Here is a 25,564-nt window from a genome sequence, read left to right as displayed (position 1 = left end):
GTCAGCGGCTCTCGGCGTTCTTGTTGTGCATCAGTGCCACGAACCGATCGAACAGCGGCGCGACATCGTGGGGACCCGGCGAGGCTTCCGGATGGCCCTGGAAGCTGAAGGCAGGCGCATCGGTGAGCTCGATGCCCTGGTTGGTGCCATCGAACAGCGAGCGGTGCGTCACGCGCACATTGGCCGGCAGCGAGGCCTCGTCCACGGCGAAGCCGTGGTTCTGCGAGGTGATCAGCACCTTGCCCGAATCCAGATCCTGCACCGGGTGGTTCGCACCGTGATGCCCGTGCGGCATCTTCAGCGTCTTCGCGCCGGCAGCGAGCGCCAGCAGCTGGTGGCCGAGGCAGATGCCGAAGGTCGGCACTTTGGCGTCGATGACGCTGCGGATCGCGTCGATCGCGTAATCGCAGGGTTCCGGATCGCCGGGGCCGTTCGACAGGAACACGCCGTCGGGCTTCAGCGCCAGCACATCGGCGGCGGGCGTCTGCGCCGGCACGACCGTCAGCTCGCAGCCACGCTCGGCCAGCATGCGCAGGATGTTCGTCTTCACACCGTAGTCGTAGGCCACGACCTTGAACTTCGCGGGCGCGGTGACGAAAGCGTTGCTGTCGAGATCGAGCTGACCATCGGTCCAGCCGTAGCGCTCGGTCGTGCTGACGACTTTCGCCAGATCCATGCCCTTGAGGCCGGGAAACTTGCGCGCGGCTTCGAGCGCCTGTTCGACATTCACATCGCCCGCCATCACCGCACCGTTCATCGATCCGCGGTCGCGCAGCAGGCGCGTCAGCTTGCGGGTGTCGATTTCTGAGATGGCCACGATGCCACGTGCGCGCAGCCACTCCGGCAACGACACCTGGCTGCGCCAGCTGCTTGGACGACGCGGCACGTTGCGCACGATGAGGCCCGACGCCCAGACCTGCGACGCTTCGTCGTCCTGGTCGGTGCAGCCGGTGTTGCCGATGTGCGGATAGGTCAGCGTCACCAGCTGGCGCGCATACGAGGGATCGCTCAGCACTTCCTGGTAGCCGGTCATCGCGGTGTTGAACACCACTTCGCCGACGGAAAGCCCGGGGGCGCCCACGGAAACGCCCTCGAATACGGTGCCGTCTTCAAGGACGAGAATTGCGGAATCTGTCACGAGGTCTTCGCCTACGTCAGGTTGCAGGAAACCGCCAGAGCGGTGGAAACCGGTCCGGAGGTTTGGGGTTCAGGCGAGCGAGAATTGTACCGATGCGCCCCGCCCCGCGCCAGCGATGTGACGGATGCGTTCAGCGATACAGGCGCGCGAATCAGCCGGCGGCGTCGCCCAGCAGGTCCGCGATGGCGTAACGGCGCGGCGGACGGCCGGCCAGACGCGCCGCCACGTGCAAGGCGCCACTGGCGAAAATGTCGCGATTCGTTGCCCGGTGCACCAGTTCGATGCGCTCGCCATGGCTGGTGAACTGCACCAGATGCTCACCAACGATGTCACCCGCGCGTATCGATGCGTAATGCGGCGTTGCGCCCTGCCCGGCCGCGGCTTCGCCCAGCGTCAGCGCTGTACCCGATGGCGCATCGAGCTTGCGCGTGTGATGCGATTCGATGATGTCGCAGTCCCAGCCCGGCAGCACCGCCGCGGCGCGCGCAACCAGGTCTTCCAGCACGGCGACGCCTAGACTGAAGTTCGATGCCCAGAGCACCGGAATCGTCGAAGCGGCCGCATCGAGCGCAGTGCGCTGCGCGTCGTCGAGACCGGTTGTGCCCGAGACCAGCGCCGCGCCGCGCTTGAGGCACAGCGCGAGCAGCGGATCGAAACCGCCCGGCAGACTGAAATCGATGGCGACGTCGAAGGTCGGCGCGCCGCCGAGTTCGGATGCACCGAAGTACGGCACGCCATCGATGACCCGCTGCTTCGGCGCGCGACCGGAGACCGCCGCGACGATGACGAGATCCTCGCGTCCCGCCGCCAGTCGCAACAGCGCCTGGCCCATACGACCCGACGCGCCATGCACGAGAATCCGCGGTCGCGTGCTCATACCTGCGGCTCCATGGAACCGATGCGGCGCGCGCGTTGCGGGACGATGGACGGGGTGGACTGCGGGCGAAAGATGCTCATGCCCGCATTCTAGCGGCGCGTCCGTCGACAGGAAGCGGTCACGCGCAAGACTTCTGCCATCCGCCCAGGCCGGCGTTACGCTTGCGTGCTCTCCACCGCGAGCCCTGTCATGCAGCTCTCCGAACAGATCGTCCTCGTCACCGGTGCCGGCCGCGGCCTTGGGCGTGAGATCGCACTCGCCTTCGCCCGCGAAGGTGCCCGCGTGGTCGTCAACTACCGACGCAGCCGTGAAGCCGCAGAGGGGCTGGCGGCACAGATCGGCGCGCGCGCGATCGCGCTGCAGGCCGACGTCACCGACCGCGCCCAAGTCGATGCGCTGTACACACAGGCGCGCGCGCATTTCGGCGCCGGCATCACCACCGTCGTCAACAACGCGCTAGTCGATTTCGCATTCGACGGCGATGCACGCGCAAAGGCGGACATGATCGACTGGCCTGCATTCTTCACGCAGTTCGAAGGCAGCGTGCGCGGTGCCCTGAACACGGTGCAGGCCGCACTGCCAGGCATGCGGGCGCAAGGGTTCGGGCGCGTCATCAACATCGGCACCAACCTGTTCCAGAACCCGGTGGTGCCGTATCACGACTACACCGCCGCGAAGGCTGCGCTGCTGTCGTTGACCCGCACGCTTGCTGGCGATCTCGGTCCGGACGGCATCACCGTCAACATGCTGTCCGGTGGCCTACTGCGCACCACCGACGCCAGCGCTGCGACACCCGAGGCGGTGTTCGACTACATCGCCGCGAACACGCCACTGCGCAGCGTGACCACGCCGGCCGAGTTCGCCGATGCGGTGCTGTTCTTCGCCTCGCCGTGGTCGCGCGCGGTGACCGGACAGAACCTGGTGGTCGACGGCGGGCTCGTACGCGACTGAGTGTTCCATCCGCGCCGATGTCGAGCCGGATCCCGGCGCGCGCACGATGCGCATGCGGATCGCGCTGCGCGGGTCAAGCGGCATCTCGAAGCGACTTCGCAGCGCTGGTCAATAAATGACCAGCGCTGCGAAGTCGCGTCGCAGGCGGCATCGCATCGCTTACCCACAGACTTGTCATCGAATCATCCACAACCGCTGTGGATGACCGGCGGGCTAGTCGGTCGGCGCGGGTCGGTCAAGCGCGGCTGCACCACGCATGCGTCCGGACCATGCAGGCGATCGGGCGCCGCGCGCCGCGATGACGAAGCGCGTGCGCAGGTCAAGCGCCATGTCCGCGCCCATGCGGGCAAGTGGCGAACAAATCACCACCCGTTTCGAGGGCCGTCGCAGCGCGGCGCGTGATGCTTATCCACAACTTTGTCGTCAGAAGGTCCACATGCGCTGTGGAGAACCGCGTCGCTACGTGGCGGATGCACGCGGGTCAATCACTTCGACGGACTTGCACGTGACGGCGATTCGCGATCGCCATCGATGTCGCCCGACCCGATTTCAGCGAGCGGTTCCGTCCATGCGCAACGCGCTGGGATTGGTCAGCCAGCCGGCAGCGTGCCGACCACACGCGACTGCACTACGACTTGCGCAGGTCAAGCTCGCAAACAGGCCCTCACCGCGCACCTGACCAGAAAATCACCACCATTTCCGCGCCCGGATACGGCGCCGTTCCACACGCTTATCCACACCTTGACCCACAGTCCATCCACACTGCATGTGGACAGCGCGCGGGGTAGGCGCATCCGGGGCCCGCGTCAAGCGTTTTCGCGCAGTACCGCGCCGCGAAGCCCGCCACGGCGGGGATCGTGCAGATCGGCCATCGCGCCCGGCTCGTGTGCGCGGCGTCACAGTGGCGACGCAATGACCAGCGTGCCGCCGCCCAATGCAAACGCGGACTTGGACTGCTTATCCACAGCTTTGTCGACAGTTGATCCACACCTTCTGTGGATCACCGCAACCAGTCACGAGTCGCGGCCCGACAGCGGCTTGCACCCGCAAAAACCACGCTTGGACCCACAAACGACGACGCCCGGCACTGGGCCGGGCGTGTCGATCGAACGGTTACAGGGCTCAGGACGTCATACGATCCCAGAAGCCCTTCACCCCGTCGATGAACGTGCTGGACTTGGGCGAGTGCCGGTGTGCGTTCTCACCGGTGAAGGTGGTCTCGAACTGTGCGAGCAGCTCGCGCTGCTCCTTGGTCAGATTGACCGGCGTTTCGACGACGACCTTGCAGTACAGATCGCCGGGGCTGCGGCTGCGCACCGACTTGACGCCCTTGTCGCGCAGGCGGAACACCTTGCCGGTCTGCGTCTCGGCCGGCACGCGGATCTCCGCTTCACCGCCGAGCGTGGGCACCCGCACGATGTCGCCCAGCGCGGCCTGCGAGATGCGCACCGGCACTTCGCAGTGCAGATCGTCGCCATCGCGCTGGAAGATCGCATGCGGACGTACGCGGACTTCCACGTACAGATCGCCTGGTGGTGAACCCGCCGGACCGGCTTCGCCCTCGCCAGCGAGACGGATGCGGTCGCCGGTGTCGACGCCCGCAGGCACCTTCACCGACAGCACCTTCTCTTCCTCGACGCGACCGGCGCCGTGGCAGGTCTTGCAGGGATTGGCGATGATCTGCCCCTGTCCGCCGCAATGCGGGCACGCCTGCTGCATCGTGAAGATTCCGCGTTGCATGCGCACCTGGCCGCGGCCGGCGCAGGTCGAACAGGTCTCGCGCTTGCCGTCTTCCGAACCGCTGCCGTCGCAGTCGTCGCAACCGGCGAGCGTCGGCAGTTCGACCCGCTTCTCGACGCCGCCCACCGCGTCTTCGAGGTCGAGCTCCATCACGTAGCCGATGTCGGCACCACGACGCGGGCCACCGCGACCGCCGCCACCTCCGAAGATGTTGCCGAAGATGTCGCCGAAGATATCGCCCATGTCGGCGCCGCCGCCGAAGCCCGGGCCGGCATTGCCGCCGCCCATGCCGTGCTCGAACGCGGCGTGTCCGTGCTGGTCGTACATGCGCCGCTTGCCGCCGTCCGACAGGACTTCGTAAGCCTCCTTGCACTCCTTGAACGCAGCCTCGGCACTCGCGTCGCCGGGATTGCGGTCAGGGTGGTGCTTCATCGCGCAACGGCGATAGGCCTTCTTCAGTTCGTCTTCGGTCGCGCTGCGGGTAACACCCAGCACTTCGTAATAATCGCGTTTGCTCATGGAAAACCGGTCGCAGGGACCGTCGCAGCGACGGTCTCGTTAAAAACGGAAGCCGGTCGCCCGACACCGCCGCGCCGAGGGCGCGCGCGATGCCGGGGTTCCGGCCGAAACGCCGCGGCAGGACCACGGCGGTACCGACTTACTTCTTCTCGTCGTCCTTGACCTCGGTGAACTCGGCATCGACGACATCGTCGGACTTCGGCGCATCGCCCGAAGCCGCACCGGCGTCGCCTTGGCCCGCCGCGCCGGCGGCTGCGAACAGCTGCTGCGCGACTTCCTCGAGGTGCTTGGACTTGGCTTCGATCTGCGCCTTGTCGTCGCCCTTCATCGCGGTCTCGACTTCGGCGATCGCCGACTCCGCGTTGCCGATCAGATCGCCCGGCACCTTGTCGCCGTTGTCCTTGATCGCGGTACGCGTGGCGTGCACCAGCGCATCGGCCTGATTGCGCGCGCCGACCAGCTCCTGGAACTTCTTGTCGTCCTCGCGATGCGCTTCCGCATCGGCGACCATCCGGGCGATCTCGTCGTCCGACAGGCCCGAACCGGCCTTGATCTCGACCTTCTGTTCCTTGTTGGTCTTCTTGTCCTTGGCCGACACGTGCAGGATGCCGTTGGCGTCGATGTCGAACGACACCTCGACCTGCGGCATGCCGCGCGGCGCGGCGTCGATACCGGTCAAGTCGAAGCGGGCCAGCGACTTGTTGAAGCGGGCCTGCTCGCGCTCGCCCTGCAGCACGTGCACGGTCACGGCCGACTGGTTGTCGTCGGCGGTGGAGAACGTCTGCGAGGCTTTGGTCGGAATCGTGGTGTTCTTCTCGATGATTTTGGTGAACACACCGCCCAGGGTCTCGATGCCGAGGCTCAGCGGGGTCACGTCGAGCAGCAGCACGTCCTTGACGTCACCCGCCAGCACGCCGCCCTGCACTGCCGCGCCGATCGCCACGGCCTCGTCGGGGTTCACGTCCTTGCGCGGTTCCTTGCCGAAGAACTCGGCAACCGCCGCCTGCACCTTGGGCATGCGGGTCTGGCCACCGACGAGGATCACTTCGTTGATGTCGGACGCGCGCAGGCCGGCATCGTTGAGCGCAGTGCGGCACGGCTCGATCGTCTTGCGCACCAGCTCCTCGACCAGCGACTCGAGCTTGGCGCGGGTCAGCTTGATGTTGAGGTGCTTCGGGCCGGATGCATCGGCAGTGACGTACGGCAGGTTCACTTCGGTCTGCTGCGAGCTGGAGAGCTCGATCTTCGCGCGCTCGGCCGCGTCCTTCAGACGCTGCAGCGCCAACGGGTCCTTGCGCAGGTCGATGCCCTGGTCCTTGTTGAACTCGTCGACCAGGTAATCGATGACGCGGGCATCGAAGTCTTCGCCGCCGAGGAAGGTGTCGCCGTTGGTGGCCAGCACTTCGAACTGCTTCTCGCCGTCGACTTCCGCGATCTCGATGATCGACACGTCGAACGTGCCGCCGCCCAGGTCGTACACGGCGATCTTGCGGTCGCCGCCGGACTTGTCGAGACCATAGGCCAGTGCGGCCGCGGTCGGCTCGTTGATGATGCGCTTGACGTCGAGACCGGCAATGCGGCCGGCGTCCTTGGTCGCCTGGCGCTGGCTGTCGTTGAAGTAGGCCGGCACCGTGATCACGGCTTCGGTGACCTTTTCGCCCAGGTAATCCTCGGCGGTCTTCTTCATCTTCTCGAGGATGCGCGCGGAGACTTCCTGCGCGGACAGGCGCTTGCCGTCACTGGTCGACACCCAGGCGTCGCCGTTGTCGTGCTCGAGGATCTTGTACGGCACCAGGCCGATGTCTTTCTGGACCTCGCCGTCCTTGAACTTGCGGCCGATCAGGCGCTTCACCGCGAAGAAGGTGTTGTGCGGATTGGTCACGGCCTGACGCTTGGCCGACGCGCCCACCAGCACTTCGCCGTCCTTGGTGTAGGCGACGACCGACGGCGTGGTGCGATCGCCCTCGCTGTTCTCGATGACCTTGGCCTTGCCGCCGTCCATGATCGCCACGCACGAGTTAGTCGTGCCGAGGTCGATGCCGATGATCTTTGCCATTGCGCTGCTTCCTCTAAAAGGTATGTGTCTGGGTAACGGCCGGAACCGTCGATGACCGTGATCTGGGGACACGCAACACAGCGTTCAAGCGGTGTGACGCATCGGAATTCGCGATCGGGCCGGGGCCCGGGGCGTTCAGTCAGCCTTGGCGACGACGACCATGGCCGGTCGCAGCAGACGCTCGTTGAGCAGATAGCCTTTCTGGAACACCTGGGCGACTGCGCCCGGCGGCACGCCCGGCACATCGACGATGCTCATCGCCTGGTGCTGCTCCGGGTTGAAGGGGTCACCCGGCGCCGGCGCCAGCGTGGCCAGACCGTTCGACTCGGTCGCCTTGGTCAGCTCGCGCAGGGTGAGCTCGACGCCGCTGCGCAGCGGATCGGTCTCGGAGGCATTGGCGAGGCCGGCTTCCAGTGCATCGAACACCGGCACCAGCGCGGCCAGCAGGCGCTCGTTGGCGAAGCGGCGTGCGCTCTCGACCTCACGCGCCAGGCGCTTGCGCTGGTTCTCGAGATCGGCGCGTTCGAGCAGGACCTGCGCGCGGAGCTGCTCGAGCTCGCCGCTGAGGCGCTCGACCTGGTCGGCCAGTTGCTGCTCGACCGAGGCCGCTTCCGGGCCATCGGTCTCGTGGAAATCGGGGGACTGCGAATCGCGCTGCTGGGTCATGTCGGGTTCCGGGGCGGTCGTCTGGCCGCCAACGGCACCAGCTATGGGGCCGCCCGCCAGCGATTCAAGGTTCAGGATGCAGCGCGGCGCCGAGCACGGCCGCGGTCGCCTGCACCACCGGGATCACCCGCTCGTAGGCCATCCGCGTCGGCCCGATCACGCCCAGCACCCCTAGCGTGCGACCGCCGGCGCCATAGGGCGCGGTCACCAGCGACATGCCTTCCAGCGGCGCCAGACCGGTTTCCTCACCGATGAAGATGCGCACGCCCGGCGCGCGGATTGTGCGTTCGAGCAACTGCAGGATCTCGCGCTTGCGCGCGAAGGCCTCGAACAGTTCGCGCAGGCGGTCGAGGTCGGACAGGTCCTGCACGCCGATCAGCCGGTTCTGCCCCGCCAGCAGCATGTCGTCGTCGCCCGGCACCAGCGCCTGTTCGGCGAGCTCCATGGTCTGCGACAGCAGCGCTTCCATCTCGTCGCGGGCGTTGCGCAATTCCTCGACCAGCGCGGCGCGGATGTCGCCCAGCGGGCGCCCGGCGTACTGCTGGTTGAGATAGTTGGCGACGCGTTCCAGCTCCGCAGGCTCGAAGCTGCGACGGGTCTGGATGATGCGGTTCTGCACTTCGTGATCGGCAAAAACGATGATCGCCATGACCCGCTGGCCATCGAGTGCCACGAAATCGATATGCCGGAACGCCAGCTGTTCGCGCCGCGGCACTGAGACCACGCCGACGAAATGCGTCATCGCCGAGACCAGTTCCGACGCGCTGCCCAGCAGCGACTGCTGCCCGCCGCCGCCCAGCTCCCCGCGCAACCGTTCCATCTCCTGCGCGCGCAGCGGCTTGACCTGCAGCAGCGAGTCGACGAACACGCGGTAGCCCTGCGCGGTCGGCACCCGGCCTGCGGAGGTGTGCGGCGAGGCCAGCAGGCCGGCGTCTTCCAGATCCGACAGGATGTTGCGGATTGTCGCCGCGCTGACATCGAGGCCCGCATGTCGAGCCAAAGTCTGCGATCCGACCGGCCCACCGTCCTGTATATGCCGCGAGATCAGCGTGCGCAGCAGCTGTCTGGCGCGCGGATCGAGCGGATGGCGGGGATCGGATGACATGCGGGCGGTATACGGTGCCCCTGTGGGTGATGCAAGCGCCGCATTCTCCAGCCGTGAGACGGAAGCACGGTATTCAGCGCACCGTCGAGTGCCGATCCACTCGCCGATCTACTCGTCCGCAACGCGCCAAGGCACAATCCGCACCCATGCTGACCCATCTCGCCATCCGCAATTTTGCCGTCGCCAGCCAGTCGGATCTGGAGTTCGGCGCAGGCCTGACCGTCATCTCCGGCGAAACCGGCGCCGGCAAATCCTTGCTGGTCGATGCACTGGGCTTCCTGTCGGGCCAGCGCGCCGACAGCGGCATCGTGCGCCACGGTGCCGAGCGCGCCGAGCTGCATGCCGAGTTCGCACTCGACGATGCCGCGCCTGCGCTGCGCTGGCTGCGCGAGCACGAACTCGATGATGGTGACACCTGCCAGCTGCGCCGCACCCTGCGCGCCGACGGCGGCTCGCGCGCCTGGATCAATGGACGTCCGGCGACGATCACCCAGCTCGGCGATCTGGCCGGGCATCTGGTCGAAATCCACGGCCAGCACGAACATCAGGCCCTGCTCGCCCGCGGCAGCCAGCTCGCGCTGCTCGACGCGCAGGCCGGCAATGGCGCGCTGCTCACCGAAGTCCGCGGCACCGCGCAGGCCTGGCGCGCACTGCACGACGAGCGTGACGCGCTGGTCGGCATCGGCGATGTCGCCGAGCGTCGCGACTGGCTGCGTCATCAGCTCGACGAACTCGACGGCGAATCGCTCGCCGCCGACGCGGTGGCCGACCTGTTCGCGAGCCATCGCCGCCATTCGAACGCGGCCGGCCTGATCCAGACCTGCGACACCGCGCTCGAGCGCATGCGCGGCGACGACGATCTCGGCCTGCCGCAGGCGCTGCAGGCGCTGCGCCACGATCTGGCGCGGATGCGCGCACACGAGCCGCGGCTGGGCGATGTGGACGCGATGCTCGACGCCGCGGCGATCCAGCTCGACGAAGCCACGCTGCTGCTGGGGCAGGTCCGCGACGATCTCGATATCGATCCCGAGCAGTTGGAGACGCTGGAACAGCGTCTCGGCCGGCTGCATGAACTCGCGCGCAAGCACCGCGTGCCCCCGGAAGAACTCATCGATGTGCAGACGCGTCTGGCCGGCGAGCTCGATCAGCTCGATGGCGCCGGCGAGCGCCTGAAGCAACTCGACGACGAGATCGAAGCCGCGATGGGGCGCTGGCGCACCGCCGCCGACCGTCTCGGCGCGGCACGCCGTAAGGCAGCCAAGGCGCTGTCGAGCGCGACCACCGCGTTGATCCACGAACTCGGCATGGGCGGCGGCGTATTCGAGGTCGCGATCGAACAGGTCGAGACGTCCCGCCCCGATCCGCAAGGCGCCGAGCGTGTGGAGTTCATGGTGTCGGCCAACGCCGGGCAGCCGCCGCGCGCACTCCGCAAAGTCGCGTCGGGCGGTGAGCTGTCACGCATTTCACTGGCGATCGAAGTCGCCGCGCTCGGCCACGATGCCGTGCCGACGATGGTGTTCGACGAAGTCGATTCGGGTATCGGCGGCGCGGTGGCCGACATCGTCGGCCGCAAACTGCGCGCGCTCGGCGAAAGCCGTCAGGTGCTGTGCGTGACCCATCTGCCGCAGGTGGCCTCGAAGGGCCACACGCATTACCGCGTGCACAAATCCAGCGCCGAGGGCGCGACCGAAAGCCGGGTCAGCCTGCTCGACACCGGCGAGCGCACCGAGGAACTCGCACGCATGCTCGGCGGCGTCGACGTCAGCAAGGAAGCGCGCGCCGCGGCCCGCAAGCTGCTGCAGGGCATGGTGTGAGGGGATGCGCAGCCGCGCGGACGAATACCGCTGCGGTCACTGACGCCAGAACCTGATGAGGCGCGGCAACGGCCTGTGAACTGAACACTGACGTCCGCGCACATCGCGGCCGCCTGCGAAAAGAACGTCAGCGCTTCTTGCGCACGTAGAGCACCAGCGAGTGCTCTTCGAGGATGTAGCCGTACTGGTCGGCGATCTGCCGCTGCAGCGCTTCGATCTCGTCGCTTTCGAATTCGATGATCTTGCCGCTGTCCACATCGACCATATGGTCGTGATGGCCGCCGCGGTCGAGTTCATAGACGGCGTGGCCGCCCTCGAAGTTGTGCTTGAGCACGAGGCCGGCGGCCTCGAACTGGGTCAGCACGCGATAAACCGTGGCCAGGCCAATCTCGTCGCCCTGCTCCAGCAGTTGACGATAGATGGCCTCGGCCGTCAGGTGCTGGCGCGGCGTACGCTGCTCGAGCAGCTGCAGAATCCGCATCCGCGGATGGGTGACTTTCAGTCCGGCCTTGCGCAGGTCGAGCGATTCCATGGTGTCTCCGAATACAGGCAGGCATGCCACTGGGGGTTGAACGCCAGCTGCCTGGATCGCGGTTGCGGCGTGGCGCGCAGTGTATCATCGGGCGGTCATTCCAGGCCGTCACCCACGCATGCACAAGCTTCTTCTCGTTCCGGTTCTCGCCCTCGCCACCAGCGGTTGCGGCCTGCTGTACAAGCAGCCGATCTACCAAGGCAACCTGATCGACGGCTCGGCGGTCGAGCAGTTGCAGGTCGGCATGGGCAAGGCGCAGGTCGAAGCGCTGCTGGGCACGCCGTCGATCGCAGACCCGTTCCACCACCAGCGCTGGGACTACACCGCGTCGCAGCGTGTGGACCGTCGCGGCCGCACCGAGATCAAAAACTTCACCGTGTTCTTCGAGAACGACCAGCTTGCGCGCTGGGAAGGCGAATACTTCCCGAAGCGCGACGAAGAACTGGCTGCAGAGATGCGCAAGTTCGGCAACCTGCCGCGTGAGAAGGGCAACCAGCGCCGCTGATCGGCTCGCCAGACACTAAATTTTCAGCCTCCGCCGCGGCTTGCAGCCGCGCGTCGTCGGCGCGCATCTTTCGGATCGATCTGCAGGGCCTCCAGCAGTTCAAGACGGTCGCCATCCCGCAGCAGCGTGGTGGGCTGCACCCGCACACCGAACACCGCATATCCGGCGACGGCATCGAGCGAGGCCGGTGCGATCTGACGTATCGCTTCGATCGCTTCGGCGACTGTCGCTGCGTCATCCAGCTGCAGCGTCCAGTCATCGTGGTGCCCGGGCCTGGCCCGGACCGCGCGCACCGCTTTCACGCAGCGGGCTCGCGTTCGGCGACCCGCACGAAATCGTCGACCATGCGGTCAGCGAGGCCTTTGAAGCCGAGGGTAAGCGCGGGCAGCATCAGCCGGCTCTTGGGTTCGAATTCGAGCAGCAGCGTGACCCTGCAGGCATCGTCGCCGAGTGCGGCGAAGGTCCAGCGGCCATGCAGCGACTTGAATGGACCGTCGCGCAGCTGCATGTCGATGTTGGCGGGCGGCGACAACGTATTCTCGGTCGTGAACCAGGTGCGCAGTGCACCGAGGCCCAGATCCAGACGCGCGACCATGCGCGATTCGGTCGCCTCCTGGATTTCCGCGGCATCGCACCAGGCGAAGCGACGGGGATAGGCGGCGACATCGTTGACCAGCGCGTACATGCGCTCGGCGGGCTGCCCGACGAGGGCACTACGTTCGATCTTGGGCATGACTCGCCTGGGGGACCTGCTTCAGGGACAATGGACGGATGAGCAAGAAGAGCGGCAAAGACAAGGATAAGGCAAACAGCACGGGCACCATCGCGCTGAACAAACGCGCGCGCCACGAGTACTATTTCGAAGACCGCTTCGAAGCAGGCCTCGCGCTGCAGGGCTGGGAGCTGAAGGCGATCCGCGCGGGCCGCGCGATCATCGGCGAGAGCTACGCGATGGTCCTGAACAACGAGCTGTTCCTGATCGGTGCGCAGATCACGCCGCTCAGCCAGGCTTCGTCGCACGTGATCGCCGATCCGCATCGCACGCGCAAGCTGCTGTTGCACCGGCGCGAGATCGATACGCTGATCGGCCGGGTACAGCGCGACGGCTACACCGTGGTGCCCACGTCGCTGTATTGGAAAGGCAACAAGGTGAAAGCCGAAGTCGTGCTGGCGAAGGGCAAGCAGAGCCACGACAAGCGCGACGTTGCGCGGGATCGCGACTGGGCGCGCGACAAGCAGCGCGCGATGCGGGCGCACAACAAGAACGCCTGATCGCATTTCCCGCGCGCGTGAAACGACGCGCGGGGTTCGATCAGCGTCGCTGCGCGACCGACGCCAGCGTGAAGCGGAACGTCGCACCGCCATCGGGCCGTCCGGTGGCCTCGATCGTGCCGCCATGGCGTTCAACGATGCGCCGCACCGAGGCCAGCCCCACGCCGTGGCCCTTGAATTCGTCATCGCGATGCAGACGCTGGAACGGGCGGAACAGCTTGCCGGCGTAATCGGCGTTGAACCCTGCCCCGTTATCGGCGACGTAGAACACCCCGCCCGGCTCGACGCCGAACTCGATCGTCGCGCGCGCGGTATTCGCGGTGAATTTCCAGGCATTGCCCAGCAGGTTCTCGAGCAGATTGCGCACCAGCGCGGGATCGCCCTCGGCCTGCAGACCCGGTGCGATCCGCACCGCGACCTCGCGGCCCGGTTCGGTCTGCCGCAGCTCCGAGAGCACATCGGTCGCCATGCGCGTGAGATCGAGTGCCGCGCGCTTGAATTCGCCGCGGCTGATCCGCGACATCTTCAGCAGCGCATCGATCAACTCGTCCATCCGCGAAGCGGCGTTGCGCACGCGCGCGAGATAGTCCTGCCCCTGCGCATCGATCACCGCGTCGTAGCGCTCGGCGAGGATGCGGCCGAAGCCGTCGATGCTGCGCAGCGGCGCGCGCAGATCGTGCGAGACGATATAGGCGAAGGATTCGAGTTCGTGATTGGCCTGGGTGAGCTCGCGCGTGCGCTGCTCGACGCGCGATTCCAGCGTGCGGTTGAGGGCATGTACCTGGGCTTCCGCGCGCAAGCGTTCGGTCACATCATCGACCTGGACCAGCCGCGCCACGTCATTGACGTCGTCGCCGGGCATCAGAGTCGACGCCAGATGTACCTCTCGGATGTCGCCATCGTGCCGGCGCAACCGGCGCGTGCTGCGATGCACGCCCTCGTGCAAGGCCTGCATCTCCTGCGTGCGCGTGAGATCGTCATGCACGTCCGTGAAGTACCCCTTGAACAACGTGCCGCTCAGCGTCGCCTGGCTGACACCGGCAATCTCGGCCATGGCCGGATTGCTTTCGAGAATCGCGCCATTGCGATCGAGCAGCACCATGCCGATCGCCGAGTACTGCATCGCGTTGCGGAAGCGCTGTTCGCTGCGACGGTAGGAATCGCTGAGTTGGTGCGCGAGCGTCTCCGCACGTGACTGGGTCTGCGCCAGCGTCATCACCATCGCGAACAGCAACAGCGATGCCACGACGCCCGTGATCAACGTGGCCTGCAGCTCGCGCATGCCGGCCGAGGTCAGCGGACCGACGTGCTGGAAATCGTATCGCCAGCTGCGACCATAGAGTTGCTGGGTCACGGAATGCAGCACTTGCCTTTCGTCACCGGCGACCCAGTCGTCGGACGCGAGCAACGGAGCGTCCCCGCCCTCGCTGACATCGACGATCCGGAACGCGAGATTGCGATTGACCGGAATCATCGAGCGATCGATGAATTCCGCAGTGCGGAACGGTGCGTAGACCCAACCCACCAGCGCGTTCTCGCGCCCGGCCTGCGACAGCGGCAGACGCGCCGTGCGATACACCGCAGCGAACAGCAGCACGCCCGCCTGCCCTTCGCGCCCGTACTGGCGCAGGCGCAACGGCGCGCTCAACCGCACTTCGCCGCTGTCGCGGGCCGCATCCATGACGACACGGCGGGTCGGATCACTGTACTGGTCGTAGCCAATCGTCAGCCGGCTGGAATCGACCTCCGGCTCGAAGTAGAGAATCGCCCCGTAGTGAGGCCGCAAGCCTCGCGGCGTCAGCGTGAACAACCCTTCGCCAGCGGCACGCTGGCGCAACTGCAGTTCGGTCAACGACTGCGGATCGAGATAGGCGACGTAACCGATGCCCATCAGGCCGGGCAACTGCCGGCGGATATCCAGACCATCGACGTAGCCGCGCCATTGCCGCGCAGTCGGCGTTTCGACCGCTGCACTATGCAGTGCCACGCCGCCACGGACGCTGAGCTCGTACTGCAGCAAGCGCTGACGCACGGTCTCGGCCAGCTGATCGGCGTCTGCGATGAAGCTCGCTTCGGCCAACCGGCGCTCGCGCTCGCCGGCGCCTCGCGCGTACAGCGCCACCATCAGCAGCGAACCCAGCAGCACGAGACCGGCGAGTACGTGGCTACGGCGCAGCCGCCAGACGGACTGGACGCGTGTGATCGGAGGCGTGTGGTGCGGCGTGGACGCGGCCATCACGACAGCATAACGAGCGCGCACGAATCGACCAAAAAAAAACGGACCCGAAGGCCCGTTTTTTCAACAAATGGTGGAGGTGGCGGGAATCGAACCCGCGTCCGAAGGCACTCCATCCCCGGTACTACATGCTTAGCTCACCGTTGGATCTCGTCCTGTGGCAGCACGGTGTGCGAAGCGCACCCCAGGACCAGCCTGCTTTGGTTAAGCCGTGACTGACAGGCAGCCATCACAGCCGGTTCCGTGATAATGACCCTACATCTACGAGCACGGGCACAAGTAGGTTCGGGGCTTACGCCTTAAGCGGCGAGAGCGTAGTTGTCGTCGTTGGCAACTAAAAGTTTGCTACTGGATTAACGAGGAAAGTCGCCCCCTCGGCATGCACCAGGCAATTTCGCAACCCCCGTCGAAGCCTGGGCACCCCCGGGAGTCAGAAGTCGCTCTGACACCCGCAGTATAAGGCCGCCGCCGGGTATCTCAAGCAACGCATCGATGATGCGTACTCACGGTTCACCCGCCGACCTGCACGCCCTGCCCTCGCCGCGCGCAGGGCACCAGATGCGTGGCCTCATATCGGCGTCGATCATGTCATCGGCTATACGTGTGCGTTGTCTGAAACACGCTGCTAGCATGCGCGTCCCCTTGGGGAGTAGCCGGCTTCCGCATCGCGGAAGCGCCTGTATCAACACACTCGATCCGTCGCGATCGTGGTGCAGGCAACCAGTCCAGGTTGGCGAGACCAGCGGTATGCCGGCGCAACAGTGGTTGGGCGCGCCGGCGTGCTGTGCATGGTCCACGCCCGACCCGAAGCAGTGTTTCGCATGTCCCTACTCTCGATCATCCTGATCGGCTTTGCCATGTCGACCGATGCCTTCGCCGCTGCCATCGGCAAAGGCGCAGCCATGCAGCGGCCGCGTTTTCCAGAAGCGCTGCGCGCGGGCGCGATCTTCGGTGTCATCGAAGGCGTCACGCCGATCATCGGCTGGGCCCTTGGACTCGCAGCAGCCGCCTATGTCACCGCATGGGACCACTGGATCGCGTTCGTGCTGCTCGGCGTGCTGGGTACACGCATGGTGCTGGCCGGATTCCGTAAAGACGCGCCCGACAGCGGCGACGTCGACGCACGTCCGCATGGGTTCTGGAATCTCGCCGCGACCGGGTTCGCGACGAGCATCGATGCGATGGCGGTCGGCGTGGGCCTCGCGTTTCTCGACGTCAACATCCTGCTGGTCGCGACGGTGATCGGTGTCTGCACGCTGCTCATGGTGACGACCGGGATCATGCTCGGCCGCGCGCTCGGCGCGATCGTCGGCAAACGTGCGGAGATCATCGGCGGCCTGATTCTGATCATCATCGGCAGCGTGATTCTCTATGAGCACCTGTCCGGGAAAGGCGGCGGCATCGGCATCGGCTGATCAGCGAGCGGTCGATGGCCGCCATGCGCAGCGCGCATTCGGCGATCGCTGCCAAGTACGCAGAGATCCATGGAAGGCCTGCTGCCGAGACCGCAATCGAGGCCAGTGAGGAAGCGGGCGTGACGCGCACTGGCAGGTGCGTGACCGCGACCTCGTTGCACCGGGTCAACGCGTGTTTCCGGGACGGTGATACAACGTCGCCTGGCGGGTGAGATCGCAACCCCCGCTATGCCGTCTCGCACGCTGCGCGCGCGACATGCTGAAGTGTGTTGTCGACCCAGACCACCGGCGCCGCATCAGGCCGCGCAATCACCACGGCCTGCGTGAAGCCGACGTCCCCACCGAAGCCGTCCTTCGAATTGACCTCCATGCAGATGACCTCGCCGCCCTGCAACGCCCGCTCATGGCGGAACTCGGCGGTGGACGGATCGCGCAGGTGATCGAGCACCAAAGCGCGTGCAAGCAGGAATTCCGCGTTCGCAGCGAGAGAATCCCGCTCCGCTGATGCAGCCTCGCCGACCTTTCTGGGGCCCGAGATGCGAGACGACGAGCCCTGTGTCGTTGCCGATGCGTCAGCCGCCGGTTCTCTGGGCAACGCTGCCGAAGCGGGCTGGGACGAATGCGACGATGCGCCATGCGGGACGACTGCCGACGCATCACACGAGGCGCGAGCATCCTCGTAGCCGCGACGCAGGTCACTCCAGGACACGCCCCCAGCGACGAGGCCTGTCACTGCAAGCGCGATCGCCATTGATTTCGCTTGCTTCATTTCGCACCTTTCTGCGTTGCAGATTGCCCTGCTGCGAGTCTAGAGGCGTCGCCGTGCGCAAACGCCGATGGACGAAGCAACGGCCGTCACTGTCTCGCGGCGGTGACCAAAAAGAGATGCGAAGGCGGGAGTTGGGCATCGAAATGCCGGTACTGCAAAATCGCGTCCGCGACGCGAACGGGCATTGGCGGAGAGAGTGGGATTCGAACCCACGGAAGGTTTGACCCTTCGGCGGTTTTCAAGACCGCTGCCTTAAACCACTCGGCCATCTCTCCGATGTGTACCGCTTCATCACCAGCGCCGCTCACACGACGCGGCGGTTTGACCATCGACCGCCGAACCAGACGCCACGCGTATTCGCGCGGCGTTGTGGGTTCAGGCCATTGTCGCACGCACCGCAGCGGTGGAGATACGCGGCGGTGGCACAGCGCCTGGCATCGGCTTCTTCTCGCAGTTGCGGCAGTCGAGGCTGGAGGCTTCGATCAGCGGGGGCAGCTTTTCGGCGAGGAAGTCGATGAAGACCCGCACCGCCGGCAGTAGCCCGCGGCGCGAGGCGAACACGGCGTGGGCGATGCCCTGCGGCAGATGCCAGTCGGGCAGCACGACCTCGAGCTCGCCGTTGCGCACGGCTTCGGCACACAGGGTTTCGGGCAGCATCGTGATGCCGAGTCCCTGCTTGGCCAGCGCCATCAGCATCGGGAAATCGAACCCAGCGACACGGGGCTTGAGTTCGACGCGGCGGGTGGTGCCGTCGTTGGCCTGCAGATCCCAGCGCTGCTTCACTTCGTCCTCGCCCATGCTCATCGTCGTGTGCTGGTCGAGTTCGTCGGGATCCTTCGGGCGGCCCATGCGGTCGAGATAACTGGGGCTGGCGACCAGCAGTTCCTGGATCTGGCCGAAGCTGCGCATCACCAGGCTGCCGTCATCGTCGAGCTTGGAGCGCACGCGCACCGCGACGTCGAAACCTTCGTTGATGACGTCGACGCGACGGTTGCTGACATGCAACTGCACGCGGACCTGCGGATAGCGCGCGAGGAACTCGGGCAGCATCTGCGGAATCGACTGCTGGGCGATGCTGACCGGCACGCTGACGCGCACGAGCCCGCGCGGCTCGGCGCTGAGGCGGTCGACGACCTCACGTGCGGCCGTGGCCTCGGCGAGCATCGACTGCGCGTGGCGGAACACGCTTTGGCCGACATCGGTGACCGCGAAACGACGCGTGGAGCGCTGCAGCAGACGCACGCCCAGCTCGGTTTCGAGCTGGCTGATACGGCGGCTCAGGCGCGACTTTGGAATGCCAAGTGCACGCTCGGCGGCCGCGAAGCCACCGTGCTCGACGACCATCGCGAAGTAGTACAGATCGTTGAGATCCTGCATGTGGGGGAACCTCGCTATCAGAACAATCCGCGATATTCCACCACCTTTATTCCAATTTCGCAACAGACGGCATCTATCGCTGCCAATCGTTCCAAATAGGACACAGGTCTTGCTGCGTGATCAATCGATGCGCGTGAGCCCACCCATGTAGCCGCGCAGAGCCTCGGGCACTTCAATCGAACCGTCGGCCTGCTGGTAGTTCTCCATCACTGCGATCAGCGTGCGGCCGACCGCAAGGCCGGAACCGTTGAGCGTATGCACAGGCTCCGGCTTGCCCGTCTCGGGATTGCGCCAGCGCGCCTGCATGCGTCGCGCCTGGAAATCGCCGGTGTTCGAACACGAGGAGATCTCGCGATACGTCTCCTGCGACGGCAGCCAGACTTCCAGGTCGTAAGTGCGGCGCGCGGCGAAGCCCATGTCGCCGGTGCACAGCAGCAGTTTGCGGTACGGCAGACCGAGCTTCTCGAGCACGGTTTCGGCGCAGCGCGTCATGCGCTCGAGTTCGGCGTCGCTGTCCTCGGGCCGCACGATCGACACCATCTCGACCTTCTCGAACTGGTGCTGGCGGATCATGCCGCGCGTGTCGCGGCCGTGGCTGCCGGCCTCGGAACGGAAACACAGCGAATGCGCGCTCATGCGCAGCGGCAGGCGATCGGCCTCGACGATCGTGTCGCGCACGATGTTGGTCAACGGCACTTCGGCGGTCGGAATCAGATACCGCGTCTCGTCGCCGAACGGCGTCGCGAACAGGTCGTCCTCGAACTTCGGCAGCTGGCCGGTGCCGCGCATGGTGTCGGCGTTGACGATCAACGGCACGCTGGTTTCTTCGTAGCCGTGTTCGTTGGTGTGCAGATCGAGCATGAACTGCGCGAGTGCACGATGCAGGCGCGCGAGCTTGCCGCGCAGCACGGTGAAACGCGCGCCGCTGAGCTTGGCTGCCGTTTCGGCATCGAGCCAGCCATGGCGTTCACCCAATGCGACGTGGTCGCGGACTTCGAAGTCGAACGTGCGTGGCGTCCCCCAGCGCGACTGCTCGACGTTGTCGGATTCGTCGCGGCCCACCGGCACGCCGGCATCGGGCAGGTTCGGCACCCCGAGCACGATCGACTCGATATCGGCCTGGATCTCGACCAGACGCGCTTCGCTGGCCTTGAGTGCGTCGCCGAAACCGGCGACCTCGGCCAGCAGCGGCGCGACATCCTCGCCCTTGGCCTTGGCCTGGCCGATCGCCTTGCTGCGCGTGTTGCGCAGGTTCTGCAGTTCCTGCGTGCGTACCTGGATCTGTTTGCGTTCCGCCTCCAGCGATTCGATCCGCGACACCGGCAGTTCGAACCCGCGGCTTTCGCGCAGTCGCGCGGCGGTATCGGTGACGTGCTGGCGCAGGAGGCTGGGATCGAGCATGGCGGGGCTTCGGCTTATCGATAACGGAATCCGCATTATCGCCCGGATTCCCGCAGGACGCGCCCGCTGCGTCCGCGTGCCGAACAGTAGGCGCGAAGGCGTGTGCAAGAATGCGGCGCCACGTCGAGGAGCCCGCCATGTCCGCTTCGTCTCCGCCTTTGTCCGTCCGCTTGCGCCGCACTCTGCGCGACGTGATGCCGAGCGGGCGCGCGTGGTGGTTCGTGGTCGGTGGCTGCGTCGCGGGTGTGCTGCTGTTCGCGCTGCTGTGGCTGGCGCGTCCGTCGACGGATGCAGGTGGCGACGGCGAAGACATCCCTGCAGTGGCCGGCGACCGTGCGATGACACCCCTGCCCGCGCCATTGCCCGCCGCCGGCAGTACCGACCGGGGGCTCGATTACGCCAGTCCGCAGGACACGCGTACGCCCGTGCGTATCGATGCGCATGTGCCACAGACCGCACCGTCGCCCGCGCCTGTCGCAGCGCCCGTGGACCAGGCGCCCGCGCCGCCGGTCACGACCGCTGCCACCGATCTGCCGACCAGCGTGCCGCGTCCGGTCTCTACGCAGCAGCCAGAATATCCGCGCGCGTCGATGCGACGTGGCGAACGTGGGGACGTGCTGTTGCGCGTGACGGTCGGCGCCAACGGCCGGGTCGATGATGTCGAGATCGTCAGCAGCAGCCAGCATCGCCGCCTCGATCGCGCGGCCGTCTCCGCAGTGCGTCGTTGGCGCTTCGAACCGGCGATGCGCGACGGCCAGCCGGTCCCCGGCGAGTTGCGGATTCCGTTCTCGTTCGCACCCGAAAGCGGCTGACCCCGCGCGTTCACAGTGCACATCACGTCCACATCCTGCGTGGGACGCTCGCCGCACTCATTCAGGTAAGGAGGTGCGGCCATGAGCGATCCCATGCAGCGTCCTATCGATCCCCCACCGCAGGATCCGCCGCGCAAGGGCTCAAGCCCGCTCGTATGGATTCTCTTGCTCGTCGTGCTGGTCGCGATTGGCTGGTACGCGCTGACTCAGCGCGGCACCACTGACACGCCCGAACTGCCGCCGACGCCGGTCATCGACGATCCGGCCGCCCCGCCCGCCGAACGCGAACCCGCGACCCGCACCACGCCCCGTGCCGACACGACGCCCGCCCGTACGGCCGATCGCGAAGCACGCCCGGCCGCGCAGCCGGAAATTCCGTATCCACCGGCCGCCGCACGCAGCCGCGAAGAAGGGTCGCTGATCCTGCTGGTGCAGGTGGACGCGAATGGCAACGCCACCGACGTGACCGTGGAGAAGCGCAGCGGTTCGCGTGATCTCGATCGCGCCGCGCAGCAGGCCGTGCGCGACTGGAAGTTCGAGCCGGCGATCAAGGGCGGCAAGCCGACCGCGAGCGCGGTGCGCGTGCCCATTGACTTCAAGTTGCAGGATGCAGGCTGATCCACGCAGTTGAAGTGCGCTGAACGCAGAACGCCCGCATCTCCGGATGCGGGCGTTCTGGTTTGGCGCCGCTGTTCTACAGGAACGCGCTCGGGCGCAATCGAGATTTTAACCGACCGTCCTCAGCGCGCTCCCACACGTCAGCCGTTGCGCAGCGAGAACCCTGCGGTCTCCGCCAGTTCCAGAAACCCCGGAAACGAGGTCGCAACATTCGCGGTGTCACCGATGGCGACCTCTCCGCGCGAGCGCTGACCGGCAATCGCGAACGACATCGCGATGCGGTGGTCGCCATGACTGTCGACGCGACCGCCACCGACGCCATCCGCGCGACCTGTGATCGTCGCGCCATCAAGCGCTTCTTCGATCTCAACATTGAGCGCACGCAAGCCTGCGGCCATCGTCGCGATGCGGTCCGATTCCTTGACCCGCAGCTCGTGCGCGCCGGTCACCCGGGTCACGCCCGATGCACAGGCCGCGGCGATGAACAGCGCCGGGAACTCGTCGATCATGTCCGGCACGTGCTGCTCGGGCACATCGATTCCGTGCAGCGGTGCATGACGCACACGGAGGTCGGCCACCGGCTCGCCGCCCTCCTCGCCCGCGCCGGATTCCACGATGTCGGCGCCCATCAGGCGCAGCACATGCAGCAGGCCGGTGCGACGCGGATTCATGCCGACGCGGCGCAGCAGCACATCGGAGCCGGGCACGATCGACGCGGCGACGAGGAAGAACGCGGCCGACGAGAAATCCGCCGGCACGCGCACATCGGTCGCGCGCAGGCGGTGGCCGCCGCGCAGGCGCGCGATGCCCGGCGCGAATTCGACCGGCCAGCCGAACGCGGCGAGCATGCGCTCGGTGTAATCGCGGGTTGGACGGGTTTCATGCACGACGGTCTCGCCATCGGCGTACAGACCCGCGAGCAGCAGGCAGGATTTGACCTGCGCGCTGGCGAGCACGTTGTCGAATTCGATGCCGGTCAGCGGGGTGCCACCGTGCACGTGCAGCGGTGGTACACCGCCGTCACCGGTGTCGATGCGTGCACCCATCTGCGCCAGTGGCTCGGTGACGCGGCGCATCGGACGCTTCGACAGCGATGCATCACCGACCAGCGTGCTGTCGAAGGCCTGGCCCGCGAGCAGGCCGGCGATCAGACGCATGCCGGTGCCGGCGTTGCCGCAGTCGAGCGGACCGTCGGCCGCGCGCAGGCCGTCGATGCCGACGCCGTGCACGACGCGCTCACCCGCTGCCGGCGTGTCGATCGCGACGCCGAGGCGACGGAAGATCGTCTCGGTCGCACGTGCGTCTTCGCCTTCGAGAAAGCCTTCGATGCGCGAGGTGCCGTCGGCGAGTGCGGCCAGCATGATCGCGCGGTGCGAGACCGATTTGTCGCCCGGCACCCGCACTTCACCGCGCAGCGGCGCACCCGGCGCCGCGATCCACGACGCCTCGCTCACGGCACGGCGACCGGGTAGGAACCGAGCACGCGGACCTCGCCGGCGAACGCGTCGATCTCGCCCAGCGCGTCCTTCAACGGCGATTCGTCGACGTGGCCGTTGACCTCGATGAAGAACGCGTACTGCCACAGCGCACCGTGCGCGGGGCGCGATTCGATGCGGTTCATGCTGATGTCGCGACGCGCCAGCGGCTCGAGAATGCGATACAGCGCTCCGGGCTGGTCGCGGATGAACACCATCAGCGAGGTGCGGTCGTTGCCCGAGGTCGGGAACGCGCCGCGACCGATCACCAGAAAGCGCGTGGTGTTGTCGCTGCGGTCTTCGATCGGGCCGGCGAGCACCTGCATGCCGTAAACGTGCGCGGCGTTCTCGCCGGCGATCGCGGCCGCGTCGTCGGATTTCTTCGCCCGGCGCACGGCTTCGGCATTGCTGACCACCGCGTGCTTCTCCACGCCCGGCAGGTTCTCGCGCAACCACGACTTGCACTGCGCCAGCGACAGACCATGCGAGTACACGCGCTCGATGTCCTCGATGCGGCCGGTGCGCGAGAGCAGGTACTGGTGCACGCGCAGTTCCACTTCGCCGCAGATCTTCAGCGGCGAGGTCAGGAACATGTCGAGCGTCGACTGGATCGTGCCCTGCCCCGAGTTCTCGACCGGCACTACGCCGAAATCCGCATTGCCGGCGGCGACCTCGTCGAACACTTCCTCGATGCTGGCCAGCGGCAGGCCCTTGGCCGAGTGGCCGAACTGCTTGTGCACGGCCTGCTGCGAGAACGTGCCTTCCGGGCCGAGGTAGCCGATCTTCAGCGGTTCCTGCTGGGCGAGACACGCGGACATGATCTCGCGGAACAGGCGCACGAGTTCGGTATCCGACAGCGGGCCGTCGTTGCGGTCGACGACACGGCGCAGCACCTGCGCTTCGCGCTCGGGCCGGTAATAGTCGACAGCCGCGGCGAGCTTGCCCTTGGCCTTGCCGACCTGGCGCGCGAACTGCGCGCGCTCGGCGATCAGCGTCTGGATCTGGCGGTCGATGCCGTCAATCTGCGCGCGGACCGCGTCGAGATCGGGCTTGGCGACACCTGCGGTGGCAGCGGCCTTCACAGCGTCGACCTTCGCGCCCGCAGGCTTCTTCGCCTGTGCGGCCACCGCGGTCTTCTTCTTCGAATCAGCCATGGGTCTTCTGGAAATCCTGCATGTAGGCAATGAGGCTGCGGACGCCGTCGACCGGCATCGCGTTGTAGATGGATGCGCGCATGCCGCCGAGCACGCGGTGGCCCTTGAGGCCGATCAGGCCGGCCTCGCGCGCGCCTTCGAGAAACGCGGCATTACGCGCTTCGTCGGCGAGGAAGAACGGCACGTTCATGCGCGAGCGCACGGCGGCATCGATCTCGTTTCGGTAGAAGCCACCGGAGCCGTCGATCGCGCCGTAGAGCAGCGCCGCCTTCTCGTTGCTGCGGCGGTTGAATTCCACGGTACCGCCCTCGTCGAGCATCCAGCGGAATACGAGACCGGCCACGTACCAGTTCCAGGTGGGCGGCGTGTTGAGCATCGAATCGTTGGCGAGCTGCGAGCCGTAATTGAAAATGTCGGCGCGCGGCATACCTACGCGCTCAAGCAGCTCGCGACGCACGATGACGACCGAGATGCCGACTGGGCCGAGATTCTTCTGCGCGCCGGCGTAGATCACGCCGTAGCGCGAGATGTCGATCGGCTCGGACGCGATGCTGGAACTGAAATCGGCGAACAGCGGCACGTTGCCGGTATCGGGCGCGGGCTCGCCCCACGCCGGCCGGTACTCGACGCCGTGGATCGTCTCGTTCGCGGTGATGTGGACATAGGCCGCGCCCGGCGTCAGACGCCAGGATTCGCGTGCGGGAATCGTGCGGTAGCCATCCGCCTCGCCGCTGGCGGCGATATTCGCGGAGACCGCCGGGGTGAGCTGCTTGAGCGCGGTCTTGCCCCAATGGCCGGTGATGACGTAATCGACCGTGTCGCCCCGGTTCGCGAAGTTCAACGGCAGCAGCGCCTGCGCCGTCGTCGCGCCGCCCGGGAGGAACAGCACCGCGTAGTCATCGGGCACACCGAGCAGCGTGCGAAGATCGGCCTCGGCGCGTGTGGCGACCTCCATGAACTCCGGTCCGCGGTGGCTCATCTCGACGATCGACGCGCCGGCATCGCCCCACTCCAGCATGTCCGCCTGCGCCTGTTTCAGCACGCTTTCAGGCAGGGCCGCCGGTCCCGGGGCAAAGTTGTATGCACGCGCCATTGAACACTCCACGGAACGGATTTCGGGGTCGGCAAGTAT

Annotated in this window: 23 protein-coding genes, 1 tRNA gene, 1 other RNA gene and 1 riboswitch; of the genes, 7 read left to right on the top strand and 18 right to left on the bottom strand. The window is 66.6% G+C overall.

The window, feature by feature from the left end:
- Position 1 precedes the first annotated feature (1 nt).
- Both carA and dapB read right to left on the bottom strand, forming a co-directional pair.
- Complete coding sequence (gene carA, locus ACZ9YD_RS06405; protein ID WP_465074285.1) at positions 2 to 1,138, bottom strand: glutamine-hydrolyzing carbamoyl-phosphate synthase small subunit; 1,137 nt, start codon at positions 1,136 to 1,138, stop codon at positions 2 to 4.
- Positions 1,139 to 1,289: 151 nt separating this feature from the next.
- Positions 1,290 to 2,015 carry a 4-hydroxy-tetrahydrodipicolinate reductase gene (gene dapB, locus ACZ9YD_RS06400; protein ID WP_465074284.1) on the bottom strand — a complete coding sequence of 242 codons (726 nt, stop codon included), beginning with the start codon at positions 2,013 to 2,015 and terminating at the stop codon, positions 1,290 to 1,292.
- 189 nt (positions 2,016 to 2,204) lie between these two features.
- On the opposite strand from dapB, the gene ACZ9YD_RS06395 reads away from it, so the two are divergent.
- Complete coding sequence (locus tag ACZ9YD_RS06395) at positions 2,205 to 2,966, top strand: 3-oxoacyl-ACP reductase (protein ID WP_465074283.1); 762 nt, start codon at positions 2,205 to 2,207, stop codon at positions 2,964 to 2,966.
- 1,122 nt (positions 2,967 to 4,088) lie between these two features.
- On the opposite strand, the gene dnaJ is transcribed toward ACZ9YD_RS06395, so the two are convergent.
- The 4 genes from dnaJ to hrcA all read right to left on the bottom strand — a co-directional run bounded on the left by dnaJ (position 4,089) and on the right by hrcA (position 9,052).
- Positions 4,089 to 5,225, bottom strand: coding sequence for a molecular chaperone DnaJ (gene dnaJ / locus ACZ9YD_RS06390; protein ID WP_465074282.1), 1,137 nt, complete (start codon positions 5,223 to 5,225; stop codon positions 4,089 to 4,091).
- Between the two features lie 139 nt (positions 5,226 to 5,364).
- Positions 5,365 to 7,281 carry a molecular chaperone DnaK gene (gene dnaK, locus ACZ9YD_RS06385; RefSeq protein WP_465074281.1) on the bottom strand — a complete coding sequence of 639 codons (1,917 nt, stop codon included), beginning with the start codon at positions 7,279 to 7,281 and terminating at the stop codon, positions 5,365 to 5,367.
- A 135-nt stretch (positions 7,282 to 7,416) separates the two neighbouring features.
- Positions 7,417 to 7,947, bottom strand: coding sequence for a nucleotide exchange factor GrpE (gene grpE / locus ACZ9YD_RS06380; RefSeq protein WP_465074280.1), 531 nt, complete (start codon positions 7,945 to 7,947; stop codon positions 7,417 to 7,419).
- A gap of 64 nt (positions 7,948 to 8,011) precedes the next feature.
- Positions 8,012 to 9,052 (bottom strand): heat-inducible transcriptional repressor HrcA, encoded by a 1,041-nt coding sequence (gene hrcA / locus ACZ9YD_RS06375; RefSeq protein ID WP_465074279.1) that lies wholly within the window; start codon positions 9,050 to 9,052, stop codon positions 8,012 to 8,014.
- A gap of 146 nt (positions 9,053 to 9,198) precedes the next feature.
- Here hrcA and recN point away from each other — a divergent pair, with 146 nt between their 5' ends.
- The gene (recN, locus tag ACZ9YD_RS06370; RefSeq protein ID WP_465074278.1) at positions 9,199 to 10,866 is read left to right on the top strand and encodes a DNA repair protein RecN; all 1,668 of its coding nucleotides are present in this window, start codon (positions 9,199 to 9,201) and stop codon (positions 10,864 to 10,866) included.
- Between the two features lie 127 nt (positions 10,867 to 10,993).
- On the opposite strand, the gene fur is transcribed toward recN, so the two are convergent.
- The gene (gene fur, locus ACZ9YD_RS06365; RefSeq protein WP_465074277.1) at positions 10,994 to 11,398 is read right to left on the bottom strand and encodes a ferric iron uptake transcriptional regulator; all 405 of its coding nucleotides are present in this window, start codon (positions 11,396 to 11,398) and stop codon (positions 10,994 to 10,996) included.
- A gap of 118 nt (positions 11,399 to 11,516) precedes the next feature.
- Between fur and ACZ9YD_RS06360 the strand changes: the two genes are divergently transcribed.
- Positions 11,517 to 11,903, top strand: a complete 387-nt coding sequence (locus ACZ9YD_RS06360) for an outer membrane protein assembly factor BamE (protein ID WP_465074276.1) — start codon at positions 11,517 to 11,519, stop codon at positions 11,901 to 11,903.
- A 23-nt stretch (positions 11,904 to 11,926) separates the two neighbouring features.
- On the opposite strand, the gene ACZ9YD_RS06355 is transcribed toward ACZ9YD_RS06360, so the two are convergent.
- A complete protein-coding gene (locus ACZ9YD_RS06355) occupies positions 11,927 to 12,205 on the bottom strand; it encodes an RnfH family protein (RefSeq protein ID WP_465074275.1) in 279 nt (92 codons plus the stop codon).
- On the bottom strand, positions 12,202 to 12,636 hold the full coding sequence (locus ACZ9YD_RS06350) for a type II toxin-antitoxin system RatA family toxin (RefSeq protein WP_465074274.1): 435 nt from the start codon (positions 12,634 to 12,636) through the stop codon (positions 12,202 to 12,204). The genes ACZ9YD_RS06355 and ACZ9YD_RS06350 overlap by 4 nt, the downstream gene beginning before the upstream one ends.
- 38 nt (positions 12,637 to 12,674) lie before the next feature.
- Between ACZ9YD_RS06350 and smpB the strand changes: the two genes are divergently transcribed.
- Entirely contained in the window at positions 12,675 to 13,175 is a 501-nt protein-coding gene (gene smpB / locus ACZ9YD_RS06345; RefSeq protein WP_232135454.1) for an SsrA-binding protein SmpB, read from the top strand.
- A gap of 40 nt (positions 13,176 to 13,215) precedes the next feature.
- Here smpB and ACZ9YD_RS06340 read toward each other — a convergent pair whose 3' ends face one another.
- Both ACZ9YD_RS06340 and ssrA read right to left on the bottom strand, forming a co-directional pair.
- Complete coding sequence (locus ACZ9YD_RS06340; protein WP_465074273.1) at positions 13,216 to 15,411, bottom strand: CHASE domain-containing protein; 2,196 nt, start codon at positions 15,409 to 15,411, stop codon at positions 13,216 to 13,218.
- Between the two features lie 71 nt (positions 15,412 to 15,482).
- Positions 15,483 to 15,836, bottom strand: a transfer-messenger RNA (tmRNA) gene (gene ssrA, locus ACZ9YD_RS06335).
- Positions 15,837 to 16,049: 213 nt separating this feature from the next.
- A riboswitch (yybP-ykoY riboswitch) is annotated at positions 16,050 to 16,215 on the top strand.
- A 17-nt stretch (positions 16,216 to 16,232) separates the two neighbouring features.
- Here ssrA and mntP point away from each other — a divergent pair.
- Positions 16,233 to 16,826 carry a manganese efflux pump MntP gene (gene mntP, locus ACZ9YD_RS06330; RefSeq protein WP_465074272.1) on the top strand — a complete coding sequence of 198 codons (594 nt, stop codon included), beginning with the start codon at positions 16,233 to 16,235 and terminating at the stop codon, positions 16,824 to 16,826.
- A 226-nt stretch (positions 16,827 to 17,052) separates the two neighbouring features.
- Here the strand turns inward: mntP and ACZ9YD_RS06325 are convergent, their stop codons facing one another.
- From ACZ9YD_RS06325 to serS, 4 genes are all read right to left on the bottom strand, one after another.
- Positions 17,053 to 17,595, bottom strand: coding sequence for a hypothetical protein (locus ACZ9YD_RS06325; RefSeq protein ID WP_465074271.1), 543 nt, complete (start codon positions 17,593 to 17,595; stop codon positions 17,053 to 17,055).
- A 185-nt stretch (positions 17,596 to 17,780) separates the two neighbouring features.
- Positions 17,781 to 17,870 (bottom strand) — tRNA-Ser (locus ACZ9YD_RS06320).
- A 100-nt stretch (positions 17,871 to 17,970) separates the two neighbouring features.
- Positions 17,971 to 18,972: a LysR family transcriptional regulator gene (locus tag ACZ9YD_RS06315; protein WP_465074270.1), complete on the bottom strand. Its 1,002-nt coding sequence runs from the start codon at positions 18,970 to 18,972 to the stop codon at positions 17,971 to 17,973.
- A gap of 120 nt (positions 18,973 to 19,092) precedes the next feature.
- Positions 19,093 to 20,373: a serine--tRNA ligase gene (gene serS, locus ACZ9YD_RS06310; protein ID WP_465074269.1), complete on the bottom strand. Its 1,281-nt coding sequence runs from the start codon at positions 20,371 to 20,373 to the stop codon at positions 19,093 to 19,095.
- Positions 20,374 to 20,510: 137 nt separating this feature from the next.
- Here serS and ACZ9YD_RS06305 point away from each other — a divergent pair, with 137 nt between their 5' ends.
- Together ACZ9YD_RS06305 and ACZ9YD_RS06300 are read left to right on the top strand one after the other, a co-directional pair.
- Positions 20,511 to 21,185, top strand: coding sequence for an energy transducer TonB (locus ACZ9YD_RS06305; protein WP_465074268.1), 675 nt, complete (start codon positions 20,511 to 20,513; stop codon positions 21,183 to 21,185).
- A gap of 81 nt (positions 21,186 to 21,266) precedes the next feature.
- A complete protein-coding gene (locus ACZ9YD_RS06300) occupies positions 21,267 to 21,803 on the top strand; it encodes an energy transducer TonB (RefSeq protein WP_465074267.1) in 537 nt (178 codons plus the stop codon).
- A gap of 140 nt (positions 21,804 to 21,943) precedes the next feature.
- Here the strand turns inward: ACZ9YD_RS06300 and aroA are convergent, their stop codons facing one another.
- Genes aroA through serC form a run of 3 tightly spaced genes read right to left on the bottom strand, consistent with a single transcriptional unit; the run spans position 21,944 to position 25,525 of the window.
- Positions 21,944 to 23,257 (bottom strand): 3-phosphoshikimate 1-carboxyvinyltransferase, encoded by a 1,314-nt coding sequence (gene aroA, locus ACZ9YD_RS06295; protein ID WP_465074266.1) that lies wholly within the window; start codon positions 23,255 to 23,257, stop codon positions 21,944 to 21,946.
- Positions 23,254 to 24,432, bottom strand: coding sequence for a prephenate dehydratase (gene pheA, locus ACZ9YD_RS06290; protein WP_465074265.1), 1,179 nt, complete (start codon positions 24,430 to 24,432; stop codon positions 23,254 to 23,256). Before pheA ends, aroA begins: the two co-directional genes overlap by 4 nt.
- A complete protein-coding gene (gene serC, locus ACZ9YD_RS06285; RefSeq protein ID WP_465074264.1) occupies positions 24,425 to 25,525 on the bottom strand; it encodes a 3-phosphoserine/phosphohydroxythreonine transaminase in 1,101 nt (366 codons plus the stop codon). The genes pheA and serC overlap by 8 nt, the downstream gene beginning before the upstream one ends.
- Between the last annotated feature and the right edge of the window lie 39 nt (positions 25,526 to 25,564).

Source organism: Luteimonas sp. AC640a, assembly GCF_979256585.1.
Note: the sequence above shows the minus strand (reverse complement) of the source record. Positions and strands in the feature narration are given on the sequence as shown.

Bases quoted from the DNA above. Each gene is read 5' to 3' on its own strand.
- dapB (WP_465074284.1), bottom strand. From the start codon at position 2,015: ATGAGCACGCGACCGCGGATTCTCGTGCATGGCGCGTCGGGTCGTATG.
- ACZ9YD_RS06395 (WP_465074283.1), top strand. From the start codon at position 2,205: ATGCAGCTCTCCGAACAGATCGTCCTCGTCACCGGTGCCGGCCGCGGC.
- dnaJ (WP_465074282.1), bottom strand. From the start codon at position 5,225: ATGAGCAAACGCGATTATTACGAAGTGCTGGGTGTTACCCGCAGCGCG.
- dnaK (WP_465074281.1), bottom strand. From the start codon at position 7,281: ATGGCAAAGATCATCGGCATCGACCTCGGCACGACTAACTCGTGCGTG.
- grpE (WP_465074280.1), bottom strand. From the start codon at position 7,947: ATGACCCAGCAGCGCGATTCGCAGTCCCCCGATTTCCACGAGACCGAT.
- hrcA (WP_465074279.1), bottom strand. From the start codon at position 9,052: ATGTCATCCGATCCCCGCCATCCGCTCGATCCGCGCGCCAGACAGCTG.
- recN (WP_465074278.1), top strand. From the start codon at position 9,199: ATGCTGACCCATCTCGCCATCCGCAATTTTGCCGTCGCCAGCCAGTCG.
- fur (WP_465074277.1), bottom strand. From the start codon at position 11,398: ATGGAATCGCTCGACCTGCGCAAGGCCGGACTGAAAGTCACCCATCCG.
- ACZ9YD_RS06360 (WP_465074276.1), top strand. From the start codon at position 11,517: ATGCACAAGCTTCTTCTCGTTCCGGTTCTCGCCCTCGCCACCAGCGGT.
- ACZ9YD_RS06350 (WP_465074274.1), bottom strand. From the start codon at position 12,636: ATGCCCAAGATCGAACGTAGTGCCCTCGTCGGGCAGCCCGCCGAGCGC.
- smpB (WP_232135454.1), top strand. From the start codon at position 12,675: ATGAGCAAGAAGAGCGGCAAAGACAAGGATAAGGCAAACAGCACGGGC.
- ACZ9YD_RS06340 (WP_465074273.1), bottom strand. From the start codon at position 15,411: ATGGCCGCGTCCACGCCGCACCACACGCCTCCGATCACACGCGTCCAG.
- mntP (WP_465074272.1), top strand. From the start codon at position 16,233: ATGTCCCTACTCTCGATCATCCTGATCGGCTTTGCCATGTCGACCGAT.
- ACZ9YD_RS06325 (WP_465074271.1), bottom strand. From the start codon at position 17,595: ATGAAGCAAGCGAAATCAATGGCGATCGCGCTTGCAGTGACAGGCCTC.
- ACZ9YD_RS06315 (WP_465074270.1), bottom strand. From the start codon at position 18,972: ATGCAGGATCTCAACGATCTGTACTACTTCGCGATGGTCGTCGAGCAC.
- serS (WP_465074269.1), bottom strand. From the start codon at position 20,373: ATGCTCGATCCCAGCCTCCTGCGCCAGCACGTCACCGATACCGCCGCG.
- ACZ9YD_RS06305 (WP_465074268.1), top strand. From the start codon at position 20,511: ATGTCCGCTTCGTCTCCGCCTTTGTCCGTCCGCTTGCGCCGCACTCTG.
- ACZ9YD_RS06300 (WP_465074267.1), top strand. From the start codon at position 21,267: ATGAGCGATCCCATGCAGCGTCCTATCGATCCCCCACCGCAGGATCCG.
- pheA (WP_465074265.1), bottom strand. From the start codon at position 24,432: ATGGCTGATTCGAAGAAGAAGACCGCGGTGGCCGCACAGGCGAAGAAG.
- serC (WP_465074264.1), bottom strand. From the start codon at position 25,525: ATGGCGCGTGCATACAACTTTGCCCCGGGACCGGCGGCCCTGCCTGAA.